The organism is Aeromonas sp. TECH754 (assembly GCF_056279295.1).
The window spans coordinates 4436936-4460976 of the sequence record NZ_JBWBRA010000001.1; the positions used below are offsets into that span (position 1 = coordinate 4436936).

At 61.3% G+C, this 24041-nt stretch carries 22 protein-coding genes; 14 read left to right on the forward strand and 8 right to left on the reverse strand.

Annotation, left to right across the window (positions count from 1 at the left end; translation table 11 throughout):
- Window positions 1-205: 205 nt before the first annotated feature.
- On the forward strand, window positions 206-1228 hold the full coding sequence (ompA, locus tag ACZ9IL_RS20340; RefSeq protein WP_476005068.1) for a porin OmpA: 1023 nt from the start codon (window positions 206-208) through the stop codon (window positions 1226-1228).
- 371 nt (window positions 1229-1599) lie between these two features.
- Window positions 1600-2943: a potassium channel family protein gene (locus ACZ9IL_RS20345; RefSeq protein ID WP_476005069.1), complete on the forward strand. Its 1344-nt coding sequence runs from the start codon at window positions 1600-1602 to the stop codon at window positions 2941-2943.
- 26 nt (window positions 2944-2969) lie between these two features.
- Here ACZ9IL_RS20345 and ACZ9IL_RS20350 read toward each other — a convergent pair whose 3' ends face one another.
- Window positions 2970-3302 (reverse strand): hypothetical protein, encoded by a 333-nt coding sequence (locus ACZ9IL_RS20350; RefSeq protein ID WP_476005070.1) that lies wholly within the window; start codon window positions 3300-3302, stop codon window positions 2970-2972.
- Window positions 3303-3709: 407 nt separating this feature from the next.
- On the opposite strand from ACZ9IL_RS20350, the gene ACZ9IL_RS20355 reads away from it, so the two are divergent.
- Entirely contained in the window at window positions 3710-4306 is a 597-nt protein-coding gene (locus ACZ9IL_RS20355; protein ID WP_476005071.1) for a Yip1 family protein, read from the forward strand.
- A 92-nt stretch (window positions 4307-4398) separates the two neighbouring features.
- Here ACZ9IL_RS20355 and ACZ9IL_RS20360 read toward each other — a convergent pair whose 3' ends face one another.
- The 4 genes from ACZ9IL_RS20360 to treR form a co-directional block, all read right to left on the reverse strand.
- The gene (locus ACZ9IL_RS20360; protein ID WP_476005072.1) at window positions 4399-5034 is read right to left on the reverse strand and encodes a sugar O-acetyltransferase; all 636 of its coding nucleotides are present in this window, start codon (window positions 5032-5034) and stop codon (window positions 4399-4401) included.
- An 18-nt stretch (window positions 5035-5052) separates the two neighbouring features.
- A complete protein-coding gene (gene treC, locus ACZ9IL_RS20365; RefSeq protein WP_476005073.1) occupies window positions 5053-6714 on the reverse strand; it encodes an alpha,alpha-phosphotrehalase in 1662 nt (553 codons plus the stop codon).
- 91 nt (window positions 6715-6805) lie between these two features.
- The gene (treB, locus tag ACZ9IL_RS20370) at window positions 6806-8236 is read right to left on the reverse strand and encodes a PTS trehalose transporter subunit IIBC (RefSeq protein ID WP_476005074.1); all 1431 of its coding nucleotides are present in this window, start codon (window positions 8234-8236) and stop codon (window positions 6806-6808) included.
- Between the two features lie 191 nt (window positions 8237-8427).
- Window positions 8428-9375 (reverse strand): trehalose operon repressor TreR, encoded by a 948-nt coding sequence (gene treR / locus ACZ9IL_RS20375; protein WP_476005075.1) that lies wholly within the window; start codon window positions 9373-9375, stop codon window positions 8428-8430.
- A gap of 129 nt (window positions 9376-9504) precedes the next feature.
- On the opposite strand from treR, the gene ACZ9IL_RS20380 reads away from it, so the two are divergent.
- Window positions 9505-10455: an AEC family transporter gene (locus ACZ9IL_RS20380; RefSeq protein WP_476005076.1), complete on the forward strand. Its 951-nt coding sequence runs from the start codon at window positions 9505-9507 to the stop codon at window positions 10453-10455.
- Window positions 10456-10583: 128 nt separating this feature from the next.
- Here ACZ9IL_RS20380 and ACZ9IL_RS20385 read toward each other — a convergent pair whose 3' ends face one another.
- Window positions 10584-11879 carry a PTS sugar transporter subunit IIC gene (locus ACZ9IL_RS20385; protein ID WP_476005077.1) on the reverse strand — a complete coding sequence of 432 codons (1296 nt, stop codon included), beginning with the start codon at window positions 11877-11879 and terminating at the stop codon, window positions 10584-10586.
- Between the two features lie 262 nt (window positions 11880-12141).
- Between ACZ9IL_RS20385 and ACZ9IL_RS20390 the strand changes: the two genes are divergently transcribed.
- The 10 genes from ACZ9IL_RS20390 (at window position 12142) to ACZ9IL_RS20435 (ending at window position 21188) form a co-directional block, all read left to right on the forward strand.
- A complete protein-coding gene (locus ACZ9IL_RS20390; RefSeq protein ID WP_033129482.1) occupies window positions 12142-12447 on the forward strand; it encodes a PTS sugar transporter subunit IIB in 306 nt (101 codons plus the stop codon).
- Window positions 12448-12486: 39 nt separating this feature from the next.
- On the forward strand, window positions 12487-13815 hold the full coding sequence (locus ACZ9IL_RS20395; protein ID WP_476005078.1) for a PTS sugar transporter subunit IIC: 1329 nt from the start codon (window positions 12487-12489) through the stop codon (window positions 13813-13815).
- Window positions 13816-13869: 54 nt separating this feature from the next.
- Window positions 13870-15255, forward strand: a complete 1386-nt coding sequence (locus tag ACZ9IL_RS20400) for a glycoside hydrolase family 1 protein (protein ID WP_476005079.1) — start codon at window positions 13870-13872, stop codon at window positions 15253-15255.
- Window positions 15256-15328: 73 nt separating this feature from the next.
- On the forward strand, window positions 15329-15640 hold the full coding sequence (chbA, locus tag ACZ9IL_RS20405; protein ID WP_476005080.1) for a PTS N,N'-diacetylchitobiose transporter subunit IIA: 312 nt from the start codon (window positions 15329-15331) through the stop codon (window positions 15638-15640).
- An 11-nt stretch (window positions 15641-15651) separates the two neighbouring features.
- Window positions 15652-16581, forward strand: a complete 930-nt coding sequence (locus ACZ9IL_RS20410; RefSeq protein ID WP_476005081.1) for an ROK family protein — start codon at window positions 15652-15654, stop codon at window positions 16579-16581.
- A 204-nt stretch (window positions 16582-16785) separates the two neighbouring features.
- On the forward strand, window positions 16786-17925 hold the full coding sequence (locus ACZ9IL_RS20415) for a carbohydrate porin (protein ID WP_476005082.1): 1140 nt from the start codon (window positions 16786-16788) through the stop codon (window positions 17923-17925).
- A gap of 131 nt (window positions 17926-18056) precedes the next feature.
- Complete coding sequence (locus tag ACZ9IL_RS20420) at window positions 18057-19019, forward strand: LacI family DNA-binding transcriptional regulator (RefSeq protein ID WP_476005083.1); 963 nt, start codon at window positions 18057-18059, stop codon at window positions 19017-19019.
- An 81-nt stretch (window positions 19020-19100) separates the two neighbouring features.
- On the forward strand, window positions 19101-19295 hold the full coding sequence (locus ACZ9IL_RS20425) for a heavy-metal-associated domain-containing protein (protein WP_033129475.1): 195 nt from the start codon (window positions 19101-19103) through the stop codon (window positions 19293-19295).
- A 127-nt stretch (window positions 19296-19422) separates the two neighbouring features.
- Entirely contained in the window at window positions 19423-20481 is a 1059-nt protein-coding gene (ansB, locus tag ACZ9IL_RS20430; protein ID WP_476005084.1) for an L-asparaginase 2, read from the forward strand.
- Between the two features lie 119 nt (window positions 20482-20600).
- Complete coding sequence (locus ACZ9IL_RS20435; protein ID WP_476005085.1) at window positions 20601-21188, forward strand: superinfection exclusion B family protein; 588 nt, start codon at window positions 20601-20603, stop codon at window positions 21186-21188.
- Window positions 21189-21252: 64 nt separating this feature from the next.
- Here ACZ9IL_RS20435 and ACZ9IL_RS20440 read toward each other — a convergent pair whose 3' ends face one another.
- The gene (locus ACZ9IL_RS20440) at window positions 21253-21711 is read right to left on the reverse strand and encodes a methylglyoxal synthase (protein WP_033129472.1); all 459 of its coding nucleotides are present in this window, start codon (window positions 21709-21711) and stop codon (window positions 21253-21255) included.
- Between the two features lie 88 nt (window positions 21712-21799).
- Window positions 21800-23905: a DUF885 domain-containing protein gene (locus ACZ9IL_RS20445; protein ID WP_476005086.1), complete on the reverse strand. Its 2106-nt coding sequence runs from the start codon at window positions 23903-23905 to the stop codon at window positions 21800-21802.
- Between the last annotated feature and the right edge of the window lie 136 nt (window positions 23906-24041).

The window sequence follows — 24041 nt, forward strand, 5'->3', positions numbered from 1 at the left end:
AGCTAGGTCCGTGGCCAGACACCAGGAGGATGGCGCAACAATGGGGAGGCCGTCAGGAAGGTGCCGGATCGGGTAGAAAGTATATTAAAAACAGTCAGTAAATCGCCCCCTCGCTTAAGCTCCTGTACATGTTTTCATCCGTACAATGGCCTCATACATAACAAGGGCAACGCTTGCCCACAACTAGCATTTACGAGGCTATACGATGAACGTAAAACTGAAACCTGTATGGATTGCATTGGCATTGGCGGCCACGACGGCGCAAGCCAGCGATGATGTCTACTTTGGTGCCGGTATCGGTGCTGCCCACTTCAACGGCCTGAACAAGATCGAAGGCGTAGAGAGCGGTACCGAAGACGCGTTTGCCGGTAATGCCTTCGTTGGTTACAACTTCAACGAGATCTTCGCGGCCGAGCTGGGCTACCAGTATGCCGGTCGTGGCAACACCAGTAGCGGCATCAACGACAACGCCTACGAAAGCCAGGGTGGCACCCTGTCCGGTATCGCCCGTCTGCCGCTGGGCGAAGATTTCTCCCTGTTTGGTGAAGCCGGTGCCTACTGGGGTCATACCCACGGTCTGGGTGTGAGCGACAGCAAAGTATCTCCAATGGCCGGTGTGGGTCTGACCTACAAGCTGAATGATGCCTGGGATCTGCAGGCACGCTATCGCTACATGTGGGACGTGGCTGATCTGACCAGCGACACCGGTATGCAGTACGAAAGCAATCAGAGCGTTGCGACCCTGGAAGCGGTATACCACCCGTTCCGCACTTCCTACGTGGCCCCGGTTGCCGCTCCGGTTGTTGAAGAAGCCCCGGCTCCCGTGATCGTGGAGAAGAACTTCACCCTGAATTCCGACGTGCTGTTTGCCTTTGGCAAAGCCGATCTGAAGGCAGAAGGTGTCGAGGCTCTGGATGGTCTGTACAAGCAAATCGTTGAATTCCAGCCCAAAGATGGCAGCGCCGTCGTGGTGGGTTACAGCGACCGCATCGGTTCCGAGGCTTACAACCAGAAGCTGTCCGAAGCCCGTGCCCGCACCGTTGCCGACTTCCTGGTCAGCAAGGGTCTGGCCACCAGCAAGATTGCCATCGAAGGTCGCGGCGAAGCCGACCCGGTCACCGGCACCCAGTGTGACGGCGTCAAGGGCAAGAACGAGTTGATCACCTGTCTGGCACCGGATCGTCGCGTCGAAGTCCGCGTCTCCGGCGTACAGGAAGTGCAGCAGTAATCTGACCCGGTCAGAGGATGCGAAGAGGGGATGCCACGGCATCCCCTCTTGCTTTTTCGTCTGCCAGATCCGGGAACGGATGCAGGAGCCGCAATGGCGCTTGCCCGGACGGGTTTGCCCAAACGAGCGGTTGCGCTCGTGGCCTCCCGACATTGCCTCAGCGGTTCATTTTTTCTGCTCGTTTCGCACCAGGCTGTCGCCATTTTTCCTTTTCTATGTTCCCTATCAGTGACTTGGCTTATGCTGCTCGCCTGGTATGGCGGCGTGACGCACGTCCACAATGCCGTTTCCCCTGCAGCAGGCCAAGGCCTTCAGAACCATGACTCTTCCTGACGATGCCTGGCAGGACATCTTTGCTATCGAGGTAATGTATGAATGCGATGGAGCTTTGGCAGCTTTCCCCCGAGCAGTTCAATGCGTGGCGCCGGGAGAATGACTATCCGCTGATTTGGGATCTGCTGGTGGCATCGTTGCCCCATTTCGACGACTGGATGGCCGAGCAGCAGGTCGACAAACAGGTGATCTTCCAGATTGGGATCGCCAGATTCATCAGCTCGCGCTGCGTACTCAGCCTCTGCGTCTACATGAGCGACGACAAGATCAGGCTCTATGAGACCGCCTCAAGTGCGCTGGAGTCCCTGCGCAAGAGCGGCCTCATCCGTTCCGAGTCACGCTTCGAGCCCTACCTCATGTGGTTGGCCAACAAGCACGGCAACGCCGAGACCAAGCGGGTGCAGAGCCTGCTGTCCGTCTCCGAGAACAACAAGGGGGAGGCACAGGTGCTGGGCAAGCACCGCCTGCTCAACATCGGTGGCGTCGAGTTGAAGAGCCCCATCATCTCCGGTCGCCTGCTGGATTTCACCTGCCTCGACGAGCTCTCCCTGGACGGCGCCATCAACAACTCCAAGGTCTATCTGTGGCACTGCTCGGCCAAGGGGGTGCGGATAAACGGCGGGGTCATTGGCCTCGATCTGTTTGATTCCCTGCTGTGGGATCACCGGGCCTGGGCCAAGAAGCGGGAGCTGGCGCTGGAGGACGGGGTGTTCCAGGACTTCACCATCGAGTGCGAGGAGATACGGTTTCACTCCTCCCGGGCCGTGCTGCAGAACTTCAGCGTGAGTGCCAAAAGCTTCGATGCCACCATGGAGCACACCAATCTGGACAAGGTGCAGGTCGTCTATAACGAGAATGGCCGCATCGATCACAGCGAGGCCAGCAAGCTGTACCGCAATGCCAAGCGACTCTTCTCCAGCGTGGGGGATACCGTCGATGCCGGCGAGTGCTATTACCAGGAGAAAGTGCACGAGATGAAGTCGCTGGCGAGCCCACGGGAGCTGTTCAAGGAGCGTTGGCTGCGGGGCGGCATCCTGCGAAAAGCCGTGCTCTCCCTGCTGTGTTACCTCCGATGTGGCGCCAAGTTCATCAGCTTCATCACCTGGGGTTTTGGCGAGCGACCGATCAGAAGCCTGCTGTTGTCGATGCTGGTGATCCTGCTGGCGACCCTGACCTATTTTCTGGCGCCGGAGTCGGTCACCCATGGTCATCTCGGCCGCTCCCTCTACTTCAGCATCGTGACCTTCGTGACCCTCGGTTATGGGGATATCTCCCAGACCTCCTCGCCGCTGCAGCTGTTGTCTGCCATAGAGGCGTTTAGCGGCATGTTCCTGACCGGTCTCTTCCTGGCGGGGTTTGCCTCAAAGACCAAGCAGTATTGATGGTTGTGCCGGGCTTTCCGGCATGATCACTTCACCGGTGTGATGCCCTGCATCTTCAACCAGAATGCTTCCTGACAGGGGTTGTGAAACAGTTTTTGTGAGGGATAGATGGGAGTAGGGCTGGCGATCACCCTGTAGCTTATCCAGCATTCGGCGCAGAGCTGCTGGCAGGGGACATCGTCTTGTTCCTGCTGATGGCAGATGACGACCCCATTGGCGAACCAGTAGTGGGTTTGCTGGTGGTGGATCAGGGTGCCATCTTCGTCCTGCTCGCTATGACGCTCGCTCTTTTGGCGTGTGATGGTGGCTGGTCCCGATCGCTGATGGATAGCCTTGAGATAGGTAGTGAGCTGATTCATCGCCGTCCTTGTTTGGGATGGGGCTGGCGTCTGGAGGTGAGCCGGTGAGGCTGCGAGTCTAACGCGTGGCGCCGATGGCAGCAATTATCAAGTGTGGAGAAGACCGATGCTGGATCCACTAGAGCTCGACTGGTATTGCCTTGATGTAGCAAAAGAATGTTGAATGGTTTGCCCCTGAATGACAGAGACGCCTCCCGCGAGTTCACAAGCCCGGCCATAGCTCCGGGTTTTGTCATTTTTGGGGTTCCAGCTGATTGGCTTGACGCCTGGGGTCTGGAGCGACTTTATTTAAAGCGCGTGGCCGTGGCGGTTCATCATGGCCGAATGAGGGACACAGGCGATAACACTGTAGAGGAGCGAGAGCGGTACAGGAAGATCCACAATTCAAGCTGAGAAGGAATAACGCTATGATATTAAATCACTTATGGGGATTGTATGCCCATCCTCACACCGAATGGCATACCATAGACGAGAGACACGACAGTTTTAGAAACAGTCTGACTCATATCCTGATCGTGGCCCTTATCCCATCCGTCTGCGCCTACTACTCCGCCGTGCATATCGGCTGGAGCATAGGCGTCGGAGAGCCCATCACCCTGACCGCCAACAGCGCCTTCGTGTTGTCGGTGGCCATGTATCTCGCCCTCGTCGTCGGCGTATTCGCCCTCTCTTATCTGGTGCACTGGATGGGTCATACCTTCGGCTCGGACCCCAGCTACACGACGGCGTTGGAGCTCGCGGCCTATACCTCGACCCCGCTGTTCATGGTCGGCTTCTCCGCCTTCTTCCCGCACCTCTGGTTCGTCATGATCGTCGGCCTCATCGGGCTCAGCTACTCGGTCTATCTGCTCTACATCGGGGTGCCTATCCTGATGCATATCCCCAAGGAGCAGGGCTTCATCTATGCGAGCTCTGTGGTCACGGTCGGCCTAGTGTTGCTGGTCTGCGTGCTGGCGACCACGGCCATCCTGTGGGGCTCCGGCTTTGGCCCGGTATTTACCTAGACCACAGAGACTTCTGGTCCATTCGGACTCGTCAGCGGAAACAATAAAGGCGCCTACGTGGCGCCTCTTTCTTATACTTTTATTTTGCGGATTTATGGTTTATTCATCTGCTGTGCGCCCGCCAGTTCCTCGGCCGTCATCGGTCGCAATACCTTGCAGGGATTGCCGACGGCGACCACGTTGGCCGGAATGTCCCTGGTCACCACCGAGCCTGCGCCGATCACGCTATTGTCCCCTATGGTGACGCCCGGGCAGATGACGGTGCTGCCGCCAAGCCAGACGTTGTTGCCGATGCGTACCGGCTTGCCGAACTCGACCCCGGCTACCCGTGGCACCACCGCCACCGGGTGGGCGGCGGTGTAGATCTGCACCCCGGGCGCCAGCAGCACGTTGTCACCGATATGCACCTCGCACACATCGAGGATGGTGCAGTTGACGTTGGCGTAGAAGTTCTCGCCGATATGGATGTTGGCGCCGTAGTCGCAGAAGAAGGGCGGATTGATGGCGCAGGAGCGGCCACGGCTGCCGAGCAGATCCTGCAGCAGAGCATCCCGCTCGGGCTTCTCCTGCCACTGGGTGTTGAAGTGGTGATAGAGGGCGCGGCAGCGCTCCCGCGCCGCTTTCAGCTCGGGATCGCCGGCATCATAGGGCTGACCCGCCACCATTTTTTGCCACTCGGAGCCGCGCGCTTTCTGCGGTGCCGGGGAGTCCGGCCGGGCCGTCGTCATTGTCGTTGCTTCAGTCATCTATTCCACCAACCAGAGCAGGGATTCGTAGGGACGCAGCGTGCAGGACTGTGGCTGCACCGGGCTGTCCGGGTAGTTGCCGAGCAGCAGACGCCCCTTGCCTTGCTGGATGCCGGCAGGCAAGGCGAAGTCCACCGTATCGCCGTAGAAGTTGCTGACCACCAGCAGGGTCTGGCCCTGCCAGTGACGGGCATAGACCCAGAGGCTCCGATGACCCGGCTGCAGCTCCCGATAATCTCCCTGGATGAAGACGGGATGCGCCTTGCGCAGCGCGATCAGTGCGTGGTAGTGCCAGAACACCGAGGTCGGCTCTGCCAGCGCCGCCTCGGCGTTGATGGCCGGGAAGTTGGCGGCAGGCTGGAGCCAGGGGGTGCCGGTGGTGAAACCGGCGTTGGGGGCCGCACTCCACTGCATGGGGGTGCGGGAGTTGTCCCGTGACTTGGCGGCCAGGATGGCGAGGATCTCGGCCTCGCTCATGCCATCGCGCTGCTTGATGGCGAAGATGTTGCGGCTCTCCACATCCTGGTAGTCGTCGATGCTGGCATAGCCAGGATTGGTCATGCCGATCTCCTCCCCCTGATAGATATAGGGAGTGCCTTGCAGGCCGTGCAGGGTGCTGGCCAGCATCTTGGCGGCCACGACCCTGTGCTCGCCCTCGTCGCCGAAGCGGGAGACGATGCGCGGCTGATCGTGGTTGCACCAGAACAGCGCCGACCAGGCCTTGCCGTGCATGCCGCTCTGCCAGTGGTTGAAGATGCGCTTGAGTTCGAGGAAGTCGAACGGTGCCTTGGTCCACTTGTCACCGTTCGGGTAGTCGACCTTGAGGTGATGGAAGTTGAACACCATGGAGAGCTCGGAGCCATCGAGGGCACCATAGCGCTGGCAGTTTTCCAGCGAGGTGGAGGACATCTCGCCGACCGTCATGGCGCCCACCGGGGCGAACACGTCGCGGCTGATGTCCTGCAGGAACTCGTGGATGCGAGGCCCGTCGGTGTAGAAGCGGCGACCATCGCCCCTGTCGTCGTTCGGGAAGGCCTGATCCTTGGAGATAAGATTGATGACGTCGAGGCGGAAGCCGTCGACTCCCTTGTCGGCCCAGAAGTGGATCACCTTCTTCACTTCCGCCCGCACCGCCGGGTTTTCCCAGTTCAGATCCGCCTGCTCGCGGGCGAACAGGTGCAGGTAGTACTGGCCGGTCGCTGCATCCAGTTCCCAGGCGCTGCCGCCAAACTTGGAGATCCAGTTGTTTGGCACGCCGCCATCCACCGGATCTTTCCAGATGTAGTAGTCGCGGTAGGGGCTGTTTTTATTCCCGAGGGCGGACTTGAACCAGGCGTGCTCGGTGGAGGTGTGGTTGACGACGATGTCCATCACGATGCGGATACCGCGCTCGTGGGCCGCCGCCAGCAGGGCCTCGAAGTCCGCCATGGTGCCGTAGGCGGGGTCGATATTCAGGTAGTCGGCGATGTCATAGCCGTTGTCCACTTGAGGGGAGACGTAGACGGGGGTCAGCCAGAGGGCATCGACCCCCAGTGTCTTGAGATAGTCGAGGCGGGCCATGATCCCTTTGAGATCGCCGGTGCCACGGGCGCCGGAGTCTTGAAAGCTCTTGGGATAGATCTGGTAAATCGTGGCGCTTTGCCACCAAGGAGTCTGGCTCATGAGTCATTCCTCGTGTTGCGTATGAATGGACTTGAAATGTAAACGGCGCAACCCTGGGGCTGCGCCGTGCTGTTGCTATTGACGTGCGGGATCAGGCCTCATCCACGGCCAGCTTGCCGGTCGCTTGATGACGCTTGTAGAGCAGCATGGTCAGCACGATGGGGACGACGATGGCCACCAGCATGGCGATGGCGTAGACACCCCAGAACTCTGGCTTGATGGTGAGAATACCTGGCAGACCACCCACCCCTATGCCGTTTGACATCACATGAGCGAAGCCACAGATGAGGGCCGCACAGCTCGAGCCGATCATGGCGCACAGCATGGGGAACTTGTACTTGAGGTTGATGCCGTACATGGCTGGCTCGGTCACGCCGAGATAGGCAGAGATGGCGGCAGGTACCGAGATTTCGCGCTCATTTGCCTTGCGGCTGATCAGGATGATACCGACCACGGCAGACGCCTGGGCGATGTTGGACAGTGCGATCAGCGGCCAGATCGGGGTGCCGCCAATGTCCTTCATCAACTGCAGATCCACGGCGTTCGTCGTGTGGTGGATACCGGTGATGACCAGGGGACCATAGAGGAAGCCGAAAATGGCGGAGCCAATGGGGGCGAAGGAACCTGTCATGGCGGCTCTGGCGGCATAGCCTACGCCTTCACCAATCCAGCGACCGAACGGGCCTATCAGGGTGTGGGCCAGCACCACCGTCACCAACAGGGCAACAAACGGCACTATGACCATGTAGAGGTAGGCTGGGATGATGCGCTTGAGGTTGGTTTCGAGCCAGGCCAACACCACACCCGCGAGGATGGAGGGAATAACCTGAGCCTGATAGCCGACCTTCTGGATGGTAAAGAGTCCGAAGTCCCATACCTCGGGTATAGAGCCACCGATACCATAGGCATTCATCAACTGCGGCGACACCAGGGTGATCCCCAGCACTATCCCCAGGATCTCGGACCCCCCCATCTTCTTCACGGTGGACCAGCAGACGCCGACCGGCAGGAAGTGGAAGATGGCCTCACCCAGCAACCAGAGGAAGGAGTGGACCCCCGCCCAGAATGCGCTGATCTCAACCAGGGTATGGGTACCATCGTCGAACATCTTGATGTCGCCGATGACGTTGCGGAAACCCAGGATCAGACCGCCGGTGATGATGGCGGGCAGCAGGGGGACGAAGATCTCTGCCATGTGGGAGATGGCGCGCTCCAGCGGGTTCATGTTCTGACGCGCGGCATTCTTGGCGGCGTCCTTGCTGGCCCCGCTGACGCCGATCTCGCTGGTCAGCGCCTTGTACCAATCCTCCACCTCGGTGCCGATGACCACCTGGAACTGGCCGCCCTGGGTGAAGCTTCCCTTGACCGAAGGGATCTTCTCGATGGCTTTGCTGTCGGCCTTGGCCGGGTCATTGAGCACGAAGCGCAGTCGGGTCAGGCAGTGACTGACGGTAGCGATGTTTTCCTTGCCACCGATCTTGTCGATGAGCTGGGCCAGGTGTTGTGCGTTGATCTTTGACATGAGTCTTCCCTCTGTGACTCCAGTGAGTTTGGTATGCATCGCCCTTCGGGGCCAATCTGCCGACCCGAGCGTTCTCGGTATAGTTCCTATTTAGCATGCTACCAATTTTTTTCGATCAAAATGGGAACGTTCCCATTTCGTGGCAGCCATCACAAAACGGGTGAATTTTGCTCAATGCGTAGTGATGGGGCTCACAGCAGCTGACAGGGGGCTATGGTGGCCTGTGGTGCTCGGTTTTGTTCGATCTGGCCGAGCAGCTGGCGGGCGGCCTGTTCACCGGCGCCCTTGTAGCCGAGATCCAGGCTGAGGGCATTGGGGAACAGGAAGGTGAGCAGGGGGTTGTTGCCCAGGCCGGTCACCAGCACCTCGCCGCGGCCCTGCTCCTGCAGGTACTTGGCCGCGCCCATGGCGAGGGTATCGCTGGCGCAGACCAGCGCCTGAGTGCCGGGGGTGAGCAGATCGGCGGCCAGTCGATAGCCGCTCTGCAGGCTGAGATCCCCGAGCGCGCTGCGTGCTTTCAGTCCCCGCTCTGCGCAGTGAGCCAGATAGGCGTCGAGCCGGCGCTGGCCTGTGGTGAGGTCCGAGCTATCGACCCCCAGATAGGCGATATCCCTGGCGCCACGTAGCTCCAGCTGGGTCATCATGGCGTGCACGGCGCCGGCGTCATCGAAGCAGACCGAGGAGAAGCCCGGATATTCCCGCGCCATCAGTACCAGCTTTTCCTTAAGCGGTGCCATGGCGGCATAGTCGAGATCGTTGAAGGCGAACAATATGATGCCGTCTACCCCCCGCCGCTCCAGCACGGCCAGGTGTTCGTGTACTTTGGCGGGGGAGAACTTGCTCTCCATCAGCACGGCATCGTAACCGTGGCGGTAGAGGGTCTCCAGCATGCCGCGCACCGCCTGGTTTTCCGAACTCGAGTCGAGCCGGGAGACGATGATACCCACCACCTGCTGGCTCTGGCTGCGCATGGCTCGGGCCGACTTGCTCGGCACGAAGCCGTGCTCGGCGATGACTCGTTCCACCCGTTCCCGGGTCTGGGGCTTGACCTTGGGATCCTGATTGAGCACCCGGGAGACGGTCGACTTGCCGACGCCGGAGAGGCGGGCGATGTCGAGGATGGTCAGTTTCTTTTCCATATCGGGTGCTCAGGCAGGGAATTGACCACATTGTTGTGATTAACCCCTGTGAATACAAGCCCATGACGCTAGAATGGCCTCTCCATTCCGGCTGGCGGCCCGCCGCTCGCTTCGTACAGGACGCGCATCATGGATCTGTTGGCAAGTCTGCACTTCTCCCTCTCCATCACAGGCCCCATCTGCATGGTGCTGCTGCTCGGGATCTGGCTCAAGCGTCTGGGCCTGTTGCCAGACAGCTTCGTCGAATCCGCCTCTCGTCTGGTGTTCCAGGTCACCCTGCCAGCCTTGCTGTTCCTGAGCATGGTGCGCACCGATTTTTCCACCATGCCGAGCCCCTGGCTCATCCTCTACGGCCTGCTGGGGACCCTGGCCGGTTTTCTGGTGCTCGAGCTGCTGGCGGCCCGCTTCATCAGCGAGCAGAAACTGCGCGGTATCTTCGTGCAGGGCAGCTTTCGCGGCAACATGGGGATCATGGGGCTGGCCTATGTGCAAAATGCCTATGGACCCGAGGGCATAGGCGCCGCGGCCCTGCTGGTCGGGGCGGTCACCGTGCTCTACAACATTCTCGCGGTCATCACTCTCACCCGCAGTCTGGGGGGCGGGCGGGGGATCAAGCCCATCCTGAAGGGGATAGTCAAAAACCCCCTCATCATCGCCATCCTCTCGGCGCTGCCGTTCGGTCTGCTCGGCATCGAGCTGCCGCAGCTGGTCATCAACACCGGCAACTATTTCGCCAACATGACGCTGCCGCTGGCCCTGCTCTGCACCGGCGCTAGCCTCAATCTCAAGGCTCTGCGCGGCGGCGCCACCCTGACCGGCTGGGCCACCGCCAACCGGCTGTTCTGCATCCCGGTGCTGCTGGTGACGGGGGCCTGGGCGCTCGGTTTCAGCACCCAGGCCCTCGGCATCCTGTTTCTCATCAGCTCCACCCCGACGGCGGCGGCCAGCTATGTGATGACCCGCGCCATGGGCGGCGACAGCGTGCTGGCCGCCAACATCATCGCCACCACCACTCTCGGCTCGCTGGTAAGCACCAGCCTGGGGGCCGCGCTGATGAACTATCTCGGGCTGATGGGCTAGCCAGTCTGCCGTCGATATCGACATGACAACGGCTCTGGCGCGCCATTCCTCCCCCTATTCCTTCTCCCCCGCCCTCAAGGGCAGCCACAGGCCGCATCGATCAATACGCTCGTCCCGACTGCCGGGATTCAGCCCAGCCGTTCGCGCTCCTGCTCCAGCACCATCTTCTCGTGGGCCAGGAAGAAGGGACGGTAGAGCACATAGCTGTTGAGGATGCAGACCAGGCTCATCAGGCCGTTGTTCCAGCTGCCGTTCGCCGCCCAGGCGGCGCCAAGCGGAGAGGGCATGGACCAGGGCAGCAGGGCGATGAAGCGGTCGAGGAAGCCCCACTGGGTCAGCTGCCAGGCGATCACCGCATTGATCAGCGGCACACCGATAAAGGGCAGGAAAAACAACGGGTTCATTATGATGGGGAAGCCGAACAACAGGGGTTCGTTGATGTTGAACATGGAGGGGATGAAGCCCAGCTTGCCCACCGACTGGATGGAATGGCAGCGACTGCGCATGGCCATGAACACCAGCGGCAGCGTGGTGCCTATGCCTCCGATCAGCAGGTAATAGTCCCAGAAGCCCTGCAGGAAGATGTGGGGCAGGGGCTCTCCCGCCATCAGCGCCGCCTGGTTGGCACTCACCCCGGCCATCCAGAAGGGGGACAGCAAGCCGGTCACGATCAGGGCGCCGTGGATCCCCATGAACCAGAGTAGGTGGGCGATGAGCAAGGTGATCAGCAGGGCGGGCAGGGTGTCGGCCCCCACGATCAGTGGCTTGAACAGGGAGGCCATGAAATCCGGCAGGCTGATCCCGAACTGCTGCTGCAACCAGAGCCGCAGCAGGCTCAGGGACAGCATGATGAACAGCAGCGGCACTATCAGCTGAAACCCTCGCCGCGTCATCACCGGCACCTCCTCCGGCATCTTGATATACCAGCCACGGCGATAGAAGAAGCGGGTCACCTCCACCGAGTAGAACGCCATCAGCAGGGCGGTGAAGATCCCGGCGCCCCCCAGATAGCCAAACACTCCGGGTTGCAGCGAGCGAAAGTCGATCAGCATCAGAAACGCCATGCAGCCCCCCAGGCCGCACAGCCGCTCCGGCATCTCATAGGCCTTGGCGAGGCTAGAGGCCGAGCCAAAGGCGATGATCAGCGCCACCAGCCCCAGGGTGTGGGAGTAGACCGGAAACAGGAAGGGGTGCAGCTCCCGCGCCAGCCAGTGCAGCCACTGGCCAAAGGCGTGCGGGGTGTCGGGGGAGATGGGAGGAAACAGTATGGGCACCAGCAGGCTGCCGACGATGACGAAGGGCATGGCCAGTTGAAAACCGTCCCGTAACGACAGCACATGGCGACTGCGGGTCAGCCAATTGGCAAACGGTACCATGCGCTGCTCAATCATGCCGACCAGCATTGCCATCCATTGCAGATTCATCACTCTATTTTCCGTCCCTTTGAGCTTTCATCCCCTGTCATCACGGGGCTTTGGCTCCATTCTGACGACTTTGCTGTTTCGTTTCCGTAAGATCCGCGACCATTTTGCCATTTCATTACTTCGCTCACACTTCCAGCCGCTTCTGAGCGGAAATAACCGATCCCGCTCACACATCGATGGATGATTAGCGGAAACCGGTTTCCAAATCAAATCCATCGATCAAGAATGCCCCGTCTGTTACGAACGTCTGGAGAATCGGGAAATGAAAAAAATCATGTTGTGCTGCTCCTCTGGCATGTCCACCAGCCTGCTGGTCAAGAAGATGAAAGAGGAAGCGGACAAGCGGGGGCTGAGCGCCGAGATACAGGCCTTCGGGGCTGCAGAGTTCGATCTGCAGATGCCCCACTACCAGGTCGTGCTGCTGGGGCCCCAGGTCAAATACATGCAGGCCGAGCTGCAGCAGCGGGCCGCGGCCCACGGCGTACCGGTCGACACCATCAACATGATGGATTACGGCATGCAACGGGGTGACAAGGTCCTCGACCACGCCCTCACCCTGATCGGCTGATGAGCAACACCCACCAGTGAAAGTCACAAGGAAACCTTCATGAATACCCTTTACGAACGCTTTGTCAGTACCATAGAGAACAGGGTCAGTCCCCTGGCCGGGCGGATTGGCCAGCAAAAATATGTGCAGGCAATCCGTGATGGCTTCATCGCCGCCTTGCCCTTCATGATCGTCGGCAGCTTCATGCTGGTGTTCATCTTCCCGCCCTTCTCACCCCAGACCCAGTGGGGCTTCGCCCGCGCCTGGCTCGACTTCTCGGCCACCTATCAGCCGCAGCTGCTGCTGCCGTTCCAGCTGAGCATGGGGCTGATGACCCTGTTCATCTCGGTGGGGATAGGGGCCAGCCTGGCCCGCCAGAACGGACTGGATCCGGTCACCACGGGTCTGCTCTGCCTGATGTCCTTCATGCTGGTGGCCGCGCCGGTCAAGGATGGCGCCATCTCGATGCAGTACTTCTCCGGCCAGGGGATCTTCACGGCCCTGATCACCGCCATCTATGCGGCCGAGGTCTATGCCTTCCTCAAGCGCAACAACATCACCATCAAGCTGCCGCCCCAGGTGCCGACCGGCGTTGCCCGCTCCTTCGAGGTGTTGATCCCAGTGCTGGTGATCATCCTGACCCTGCATCCCCTCAACCTGCTGCTGGAAAACACCACCGGCATGATCCTGCCGGAAGCCATCATGTCCCTGGTCAAGCCGCTGGTGGCCGCCTCCGACTCCCTGCCTGCCATGCTGCTGGCGGTGCTGGTGTGCCAGATCCTCTGGTTCGCCGGGATCCACGGTGCCCTGATCGTCACCGGCATCATGAACCCGTTCTGGATGGCCAACCTGGCCAACAACCAGGCCGCCATGGCGGCGGGTGAGGCGCTGCCCCACATCTTCCTGCAGGGCTTCTGGGATCACTACCTGCTGATCGGCGGCGTCGGCTCCACCCTGCCGCTGGCCTTCCTGCTGCTGCGCAGCAAGGCCGCGCACCTGAGATCCATCGGCAAGATGGGGGTGGTGCCGGGCCTGTTCAACATCAACGAGCCTATCTTGTTCGGTGCCCCCATCGTCATGAACCCGGTCTTCTTCCTGCCCTTTATCCTGGTGCCCATGATCAACGCCACCCTGGCCTGGTTTGCCCTGGACTTCGGTCTGGTCGAGCGGGTGGTATCCCTCACCCCCTGGACTACGCCGGGCCCCATCGGTGCCTCCTGGGCCGCCAACTGGGCCATCAGCCCCATGGTGCTGAGTCTGCTCTGCATGTGCAGTGCCGCGGCCATGTATTACCCCTTCCTGAAGGCCTATGAGCGCACCTTGCTCAAACAGGAAGAGCAAGCCGATAGCGTGGAAGCACGTCCGCTGGCGGCGGCTGCCAGCCGTTGATTGTCTGTTGGGGCTGCCTGGCGGCCTCTTTTTTCAAGTCTGGAGTAACAAGAGATGCAATATCGTTTTCCTGAACAGTTCTGGTGGGGCAGCGCCTCGTCCGCCGCCCAGGCGGAAGGTGCCAGCCAGCAGGGGGGCAAGGCGCCCACCATCTGGGATCACTGGTTCGAGCAGTCTCCCCATCGCTTCCATCAGCAGATTGGGCCGGCGCAGACGTCCGGTTTCTATGAGCATTTTCGCGACGATATTCGCCTGCTGCGCCAGCTTGGCCACAACAGTTTCCGCACCTCCATCGCCTGGTCGCGGTTGATCCCGGCGGGACGGGGAGAACCCAACCCGGAGGCCGTCGCCTTCTATGACGCCATGCTCGACGAACTCAAGGCCGAGGGGATAGAGCCTTTCATCTGCCTGTTCCACTTCGACATGCCGATGAGCATGCAGGAACTGGGGGGTTGGGAGAGCCGGGAGGTGATCGCCGCTTATGCCGACTTTGCCGACACCTGCTTCCGGTTGTTCGGTCACAAGGTCAAGCACTGGTTCACCTTCAACGAGCCGATCGTGCCGGTGGAGGGGGGGTATCTCTACGACTTCCACTACCCGAACGTGGTGGACTTTCGCCGCGCCGCCACCGTGGCCTATCACACCATGCTGGCCCATGCCGCTGCGGTGCAGCGCTACCGGGCACTCGGCCAGGATGGCCAGATCGGCATCATCCTGAACCTGACCCCCTCCTATCCGCGCTCGCAACACCCGGCGGATCTGAAGGCGGCCAACATCGCCGACCTGATGTTCAACCGCAGCTTCCTGGATCCGGCGGTCAAGGGGGAATACCCGGCCGAGCTGGTGGCGTTGCTCGAGGAGTATGACCAGCTGCCGGCCTGCGAGCCGGGGGACAAGGCCCTGCTGGCGGCCGGCAAGATCGATCTGCTGGGGGTCAACTACTACCAGCCGCGCCGGATCAAGGCGCGCAGCAATGCGATCAACCCCGCCAGCCCCTTCATGCCGGAGTGGTTCTTCGATTACTACGAGATGCCGGGCCGCAAGATGAACCCGCACCGGGGCTGGGAGATCTACGAGCAGGGGGTCTACGACATCCTCACCAACCTGCGCGACCACTACGGCAACATCCCGAGCTACATCTCGGAGAACGGCATGGGGGTCGAGGGGGAGGCCAAGTTCAAGGGCGAGGATGGCCAGATCCAGGATGACTATCGCATCGGCTTCATCCGGGATCACCTCATCTGGTTGCACAAGGCGCTGGAAGAGGGCTGCCAGTGCCGGGGTTATCACCTCTGGACCTTCATCGACAACTGGTCCTGGAGCAACGCCTACAAGAATCGCTACGGCTTCATCGAGCTGGAGCTGGAGAGCCAGACCCGGCGCATCAAGAAGAGCGGCCAGTGGTTCGCCACCGCCGCCCGCGAGAATGGCTTCGACTGATTATTCCGTCATCCGACCCGTATAGAGAAAGCGCGCCAGCCCAAGGGCCGGCGCCCATCACCAAGGAGTGTGTATGTTCGATCTGGAAGAGACCGTCATGGGTCTCATCATCAATGCCGGCATGAGCCGCAGCCTCTGCTTCGAGGCGTTGCGCCAGGCCAGGGCTGGCCAGTTCACGGAGGCCGACGATCTGCTGCGCCAGGCCACCGAGGCCGCCAACGTCGCCCACGGGGTACAGACCCGGCTGATCGAGGCGGATGAGGGGGAGGGCAAGATCCCGGTCAAGCTGATCCTGGTGCACGCCCAGGATCACCTGATGACCGCCATGCTCGCCCGGGAGCTGGTCACCGAGCTCATCGAGCTGCACCGCAAGCTGGCCGCCTGAGGAACACCATCATGTTGCGACTCGGACTCGACATCGGAGGCACCAAGATAGAGGCACAGCTGCTCGATGATGAAGGCGTCAGCCTGCTGCGCAAGCGCATCCCGACCCCAACCACGGGTTACGCCGACTTCCTCGCCGCCATCACCCAGCTGGTGGAGGACATACGCCAGGAGCTGGATCGCCCCTTCAGCATCGGCGTCGGCTTGCCCGGGGCGGTCAGCCCGCAGACCGGTCGCATCAAGAATGCCAACTGCCTGTTTCTCAACGGCCAGGATCTCGAGGGCGATCTGGCGCGGGGGCTGGGTCAGTCGGTTGCCATCGCCAATGATGCCGACTGCTTCACCCTGTCGGAGGCCGTCGACGGGGCCGGGGAGGCGGGGCGACTGGTGTTCGGCATCATACTCGGCACCGGCTGCGGTGGTGGGCTGGTGGTCAACCGCCAGCTCATCGTCGGCCCCAATGCCATCACCGGGGAGTGGGGTCACAACCCCTTGCCTGGCTACGATCCAGCCCTGGATGGCCCGGCTCAGCCCTGTTACTGCGGCCGCCACAACTGCATCGAGCGGTTCGTCTCCGGTACCGGTTTCAGCACCCGCTTCAACCAGGCCCATGGCGTCGCCATGAGCACACCGGAGATCATGGCGGCGGCGGCGCTGGGCAACCCCGAGGCGCACGCCCACTACCGGCACTTCATCGGCGCCCTCGGCCGCAGCGTGGCCAGCCTGATCAACGTACTGGACCCGGACGTCATCGTGTTCGGCGGCGGGCTCTCCAACCTCGATGCCCTCTATCGGGAGTTGCCCGCGGCGCTGGAGCCTTACCTGTTCTCGGATCGTTGCATCACCCGTTTGCTGCCCGCCCGCTACGGCGACAGCAGCGGGGTGCGGGGCGCCGCCTGGTTGCCCAGTTGCAGTGAAGGGGCCGCGACATGGGCCCTCTGATCCCCCGTCGCAGGGGCCGGCGTCGATGCCCGCTCTGAGTTAGCACGCGGGCAGGGCACTGATGCCCGCCCGCACCACCCATGCTCCTTGTCTCACATCGCCCTGCGATGGGGAAAAGGCATGCCCGAATTTGCCCTCTCCCCGGAGAGACAAATAAATAAAACGCTTATTTATCAAAATCATAAAACTCAAGGAATGATAATAATGAAACTGACGAACCTGTCCGCCCAGCTGATCGCCATCCTGGCTCTGAGCACCCCTTTCATGGCCAATGCCGTGGTGGAGACCAACACGGACTTCGGGCGCCTGAGCCTGGGAGGCGATGCGGAGATCAACCTCAATGCTTCCAACACCACCCGTGGCAACGTGCTGGGCCAGACCAGCGAGACCCGCACCGACCGCTGGGACGAGGACGGTCGCCTGCTGCTGAACTTCCTAGGGGTGCGCGAGCTGGAAGATGGCCGCTACGGCCAGATCCAGATCCAGCCGACCATCGGCACCAACGGTGGTGCCGGTGCCGATGACGCCTATCTGGGCTTCGGCCAGCGCAGCAACTGGGGCATGAAGGTCGGCCGCTTCGAGGCCTATGACATGTTCCCGCTGGGTCAGGACATCTTCGTCGAACACTCGGGGGACAGCGCCAACGACCTCTACTCCGATGGCAACGGTTACGTCTACATGCTGAAGGAAGGTCGCGGCCGGGCGAGCAAGGGGGGTCAGCTGCTGCTGAACAAGGAGACCGGCAACTGGTATCTGGAGCTCTCCACCCTGATCGGGGATCGCACCAACCTGTTTGCGGGCCAGCAGTACCATGGCTATGAGCTGACCAAGGCCAAGGACTCCATCATCGTGCGTCCGGTCGTCGCCTGGAAGGGGGAGAACCTGAAGGTGGCGCTGGGGGCCGAGGGCAACGTGATCAACGACGCCATCGTCACCAGCGACGATGTCTCGGTGTCCGATCGCATGGGTTACGGCATCACCACCAGCTGGACCCAGGATGCCCTGGTCATCAACGCCAACGCGGCCCGCATGGACGCCGAAGATGAAACCGATACCACCCTCGGCGCCAACCTGCTCTGGCACAACGCCGGCCTTGGCTACATCTACGCCATCAACGACATCACCAGCGCCAACCTGAGCAACAACAGCGCCGATTTCAGCAAGATGATCGGCAAGCACAGCATCAACACCGTCTACGCCTCCTACAAGATCCCGAGCGTGCTGGATCTGGACAACTTCGACATCTATCTGGGGGCCTACTGGTCGCAGCTGAATGTCGACAGCGGCGAGGTAGACAACATGGACCGTTACGGTGGCCGCGTGCGCTTCAAGTACTTCTTCTGATCCGACGGGATCTCTCCTGCAGAGGGTGGCCACGGCCACCCTTTTCCATTGGCCCGTGATGCAAACCGTACCGGGCGCTGCCTGGCTGTGCTAGGATGACATTCTGTTAACCGGTTACCGTTGATGAAGCCATGGCCAATATTACCGATGTATCGCGTCTCGCAAATGTGTCCAAAGCCACCGTTTCCCGCGTCCTGAGCGGCTCGCGCGGCGTGCGTGAGGAGAGCCGGCTGGCTGTGTTGCAGGCGGCCGAGCAACTGAATTTCCGTCCCAATGCGACCGCCCGCTCTCTCGCCACCCAGGCGACCGATTGCATCGGTGTCATCCTTTCTCCCCAGCTGGGGGGGCACCTTGCCAGCATGTTGCCGCTGATCGACGGCTTCCTCACCGGAGCGGGCAAGAGCATGCTGGTGCGCTTCGCCGAAGGGGTGGCCCAACAGCAACAAGCGGTCGACGAGTTGCTGGGAGGGCGCTGCGACGGCGTGCTGGTGATCGGTGCCAAGCAGCCGCTGCAAGCGGACGAGCGGCTGATCCAGCTCGATGGCGTCGGCGACTCGGACAACCTGAACCTCTGCTATGACCTGACCTTCGCCACCGAGAGCGCCTGTCGTTTTCTGCTCGGCAAGGGGCACCGCCAGCTGGTGTTGATGCTGGACGACAAGCACTCCCCGGCCGGGAAGCATGCCATCCAGGGCTATCAGCAGGCGCTGCAGCAACAATCCCTGCCCTACAACGGCCAGCTGGTGATCGATGGCACCGGCAACCAGCAGGCCCTGCTCGGCCTGCTCAACCGCTACCTGCCCTTTACCGCACTGGTGGTGCAGCACGACACCCTGGCCGCCGAGGCCATGCGCCTGCTGCGGGAGTTCAACCTCAACATCCCCCAGGATGTCTCCGTCATCAGCCTGGAAGGATCCCCGTTGGCGGATCAGCTGACGCCGCCGCTCACCTGCATCGAATACCCGAGCGAGCTGTTGGCGCAGGAGAGCATCAGGTTGCTGCAAGCCCAGCTGTCCCAGAGCCTGCGCCCGGTCGATGAACGGCAGAAGTTCCCTGGTCGTCTCATCGTGCGCGAGTCCGTGGTGGCACGCTGAGGCGCTGTTCACGATCGGTGACTTGACCTTGCCGCTGGCGACAGCTTTAGGCTGAGATCACACCCACAGAGGAGAGCCATCATGACTATCGAACTCACCGTATCCGGCATGTCTTGCGGTGGCTGCGCTGCCAGCCTGCAAAAAGCGCTGTTGGCCCAGAGCGCCGTCACCCAGGCCAGCGTCGACTTCGACAGCCGCAAGGCCGTTGTCGAGAGCGAGTTGAGCAAGGCCGAGATCGTCGCCCTGATCGAGGCCAAGGGCTTCTCGGTAGAGTGAACTAACACCATAGAGGTAAAAAACAGACTAATATTCTGTTTGCTTGTTTTTAATGGTGAGAGTGATCACTTAAATTCGGTTTAAAAAGAATAAAAATGCTGCAGTCAACTATCAGAAGGATTGCAGCATGACCCTCCCTATCCGCAAGACCCTGCTCGCCACCGTACTCGGCATGACCCTCTCCCCCCTGGCCATGGCGCTGCCCAGCGTGCACATACTGGCGACCGGCGGCACCATTGCCGGGGCGGGGCAGTCTGCTACCCAGTCCAACTACGAGGCCGGCAAGGTGGCCATCGAGACCCTGATCGCCGCCGTGCCCGAGATGAAGAACGTGGCCGAGGTGCAGGGGGAGCAAGTGGTCAAGATCGGCTCCCAGGACATGAACGACGAGGTGTGGCTCACGCTCGCCAAGCGGGTGAACGAGCTGCTGGCCAAGGATGACGTGGATGGCATCGTCATCACCCACGGCACCGACACCATGGAAGAGACCGCCTACTTCCTCAACCTCACCGTCAAGAGCGACAAGCCGGTGGTGCTGGTCGGCGCCATGCGTCCCTCCACCGCCATGAGCGCCGACGGTCCGCTCAACCTGTACAACGCCGTGGTCACCGCCTCTGATCCCGATTCCAAGGGGCGTGGCGTCATGGTCGCCATGAACGACACCGTGCTGGATGCCCGCGACGTCACCAAGACCAATACCACAGGGGTGCAGACCTTTGCCGCGCCGAACTTCGGCCCGCTCGGCTACATCCACAACGGCAAGATCGACTACCAGCGCAGTCCGGCTCGGCTGCACACCAGCAAGACCCCGTTCGACGTGAGCAAGCTCGACAAGTTGCCGCAGGTGGGCATCGTCTACAACTATGCCAATGCGACCGACTTGCCCGCCAAGGCCATGGTGGATGCCAAGTTTGACGGCATCGTCAGCGCCGGGGTGGGCAACGGCAATCTCTATCACAGCCTGTTCGACACCCTGGCCAAGGCCAGCGAGGACGGCATCCGGGTGGTGCGTTCCGCGCGCGTACCGACCGGCGCCACCACTCTGGACGCCGAGATCGACGATGCCAAGTACGGCTTCGTGGCCGCCGGCACCCTGAACCCGCAGAAGGCGCGCATCCTGCTGATGCTCTCCCTGACCCAGAGCAAGGATCCCAAGCAGATCCAGCGCTGGTTCCAGCAGTTCTAAGCCCGACATGGGATGGATCCAGCGGGAGGCTCAGGCCTCCCGTTTTTCATGACCCAAGCCTTGGCACAGTCATTGCTATGGATTGACTACTGTCCACAATGCTCTGGGAAGGATGAACGATGAAACGGTGGATCCAACATTTCTATCAGCTGAACCGCCTCAACTGGCTCATGGTCTGGCTGCTGCTCTGCTGCAGTATCATTCTGCTGTTCCCGGCCGGCCTGATGAAGGGCGCGGTCAGCCAATGGGCCACGGTCCATGCCGCCTGGCTCGGGGTCGGCATGCTGCTCGCCATCTCCTACTTCTGCAGCCAGGCCTTCCTGATCGCCTGGGAGTGGGCCTGCGACCAGTGGCAGTCCCGTCGTCAGCAGGATCAGCTGGCCCAGATGATCGGCTTCCTCGACTTCAACGAGAAGGCGGTGCTGCGCGAGTTCGTGTTGCAGCGCAAAAGCGTCATAAACCTGCCGATCACCGAGCCCGCCGTCAAAAACCTGATGGATGCTGGCGTGCTGACCTATGCCTATGGCAAACCGGTGCGGGAGAAGGAAGACGAGAACCAGATCCGCGCCCTGATGATAGCGCTGCCGGCGCGGCCGCTGCTGACCTACAAGGTGCTTGGGCTGTCGCGCGGCAAGATGAGCGACGAGCAGGTGGAGCAGATCATGAACGCCAGGCCCAAGTTCGCCCAGAAGAGCCTGCAGCGTTAAGCCTCTCGTCATTCTGAAATAAAAAGAGCCGGGCATTGCCCGGCTCTTTGCTGTCTGGCGCTGGTTACTCGGTGCGTGCCTTGAGGTAACCGGCGTAGTCCGGCACCTGTATGCTGAAGGCGCGCTGCATGTGGGGGCTGTCCATGATGAAGTCTGCGGTCGCCTCGTTGGTGGCGACCGGGATGTTCCACACCGCCGCCAGACGCAGCAGTGCCTTCACGTCCGGATCGTGGGCCGCGGCATTGAGGGGATCCCAGAAGAAGATCATCACGTCGATCTTGCCCTCGGCGATGAGGGCGCCGAGCTGCTGGTCGCCGCCCATGGGGCCGGAGAACAGGCAGGTGATGGGCAGCTGTGCCTGTTTGCCGAGCAGGGTCCCAGTGGTGCCGGTCGCATAGAGATGGTGGAGCTTGAGCTCCTCCTTGCGGCGCAGCACCCAGTTCAGCAAGGGGGTCTTCATGTTGTCGTGAGCAACCAGGGCTACCCGCTTGTGGGGTGCCATCTCACGTGCAATCAGTTCCATGGAGGTCTTCCGTAGCAATGTGAAGGTAATTAAGCCGTATCCTAATCGAAAGCGGCGCCCGCTGCCTTGCCGGGCGCCGTATCTGTGATCACTTCGACTCTTCTATCCACTGCCGGTTCTTCTGCTCCAGCACCGAGATGGGCAGCATGCCGTATTCCAACACCTGGTGGTGGAAGGCCTTGAGATCGAAACTGCCGCCCAGGGCCTGCTCGGCGGATTCCCGCATCCGGATCAGGGCCAGTTGACCCGCCTTGTAGGAGGTGGCCTGGCCGGTATAGGCCATGTAGCGTGGCACCTCCGAGCTGATGTCGCCCGCCCCCAGCGCCGAGTTCTCCTGCATGTAGCCGACGGCCCTGTCGTGGCTCCAGCCATACCAGTGGATGCCGGTGTCCACCACCAGCCGCATGGCCCTCAGCATCTCCTCGTTGAGGCGGCCGAAGTACTGCAGCTGGTTGTTGAAGGCAGGCGAGCCCTCGACCTTCACATCCCCCACCGCCGGATTATAGAGACCATGCCCCTGATAGAGACCCATATCGTGATCCGCCAGGTACTCGGTGTAGAGCGCCCAGCCCTCCGCATAGGCGGTGTAGGAGGCGTTCGCCACGTATTGCGGGAAGTTGGGATCCTTGGCTGCCAGCTCCTGGGCTATGGTGATCTGGAAATGGTGGCCGGGGGCGCCTTCGTGGGCCAGCAGGGTGCTGATGTTCCAGCTCTGCAGGCCATAGGGGTAGTAGGTGTTGAGGAAGAACTGGCCCTTGCGACCTGTCTGGGGGTTGCCATCCTGATACCAGGCGACGCCGCCGTAGGGGGCATCCTCATAGGCGACCGGCACGACCTCGTAATCCAGCTTGGGAATGGTGCGCTCGGCATCGAAGAAGTCCGGCAGCACCTGCGCCGCCTTGCTCTTGAAGGCGTTGTATTCCCGCAGTGCCCGCTCATGCTCGGCCAGCGCCTGCTGCTGGGGCTCGCTCAGTGCGGCCCCGGCCGTGCTGTCCGGGTTCAGGCCGGCAGACCAGGCCGCCAGCGGGTTCCGATAGAAGAAAGCCGGTTCGTTGAGGTACTGGAAGAAGGCGTAGATCTGGCCGCTCTGCTTGCTCTGGGCCACATCCTCGCTGTCGCACTTGCCGACCGTGTGGCAGACCTTGACCATGGCGCCGAAGATCCGGGTCACCTCGGCCAGCCCAAGTTCATGCACCTCTTCCGGTGTCATCTCGGTGGTGGTGTGCTTCTTCAGCAGCCAGCGATACCAGTCGCGGCCATCCGTCATGCCGCAGAAGCCGTCATCGCACTCGCCGCTGCCCAGACGCACCCCGTAGGCACCGCCATGCTGGTAATCCAGATAGTCCCGCAGCGCCAGATAGCGGCGGTTGATGCTGTCCAGCACGGCCTTGTAGTTGGTGCGCAACGCCTCGTCGGCATCCCCTGGAAACTGCTGCCAACCGAGGTAGGAGTCGGCGATCGCCTCGCCATCCAGCTTGCCATTCAGTTGAGCCAGCAGCCGGTCCACCAGCTCATCCGGCAGGGTGTTGCCCCGGGCACTGCCCTGCTCAAACTGGTGTTTCACCTCGGCCAGATAGGCGTCATAAGCCTTGAGCCAGCTGAGATGCTCCTGATACCAGGCCAGCGGCGCCGTCGTTGCTCGTGCCTTGATGGTTTGCGCTGGGGTCGCGGCCGTGCGGTCAAGATCCCGTCGCCAGCTTGCATCCCCCGGCGCCACCCGTTCGGCCGAGCTCTGGGCGAAATAATCGAAGCCGCCGCTGACGGTGCGGGCGGCCCTGCCGCTGGCGGGTGCTGCACCGACTTCATCGGCGAGATCCACCACCCTGTTGCGAAAGTGGTGGATGGGGATCTGGGATTGGGGCAGGTCGTAGCCAGTCAAATTGATCTGCAGATCCCAGCGGATCATGTCGTAGAACAGTTTGTCCCGCTCACTCAGTACGCTCGGATCCAGGGCATCCAGTCGCTTGAGCAGGGAGGTATCGAGCGCCTTGCGTTTGGCGATGCTCTGCTCGTCGATGGCGAAGCCGTAGGGATCCAGCGCCTGGCTCTCGCGCAGGGCATCGTTCATGGTTTGCATCAGGGTCGCCTTGGTGGCAACGGGATCCGCGGGTGCCTGGGAACTGTTGTCGTTGCAGGCGGTGAGGGAGAGGGCGATGGCGCAACCCAGCGCCACCTTGTCGAGTGAGAAGTGCATGGTTTAGTCCTTTAATGCCTTGTTATTTTGAGTCCCACGAAGGGGTTCCAATAGTGCACCTTAAGACTGCCGCCTTTTGCGACTCACTTAACAAAAATAACGTTATATTTCATATGGATAAACATGGTGAAAAGCT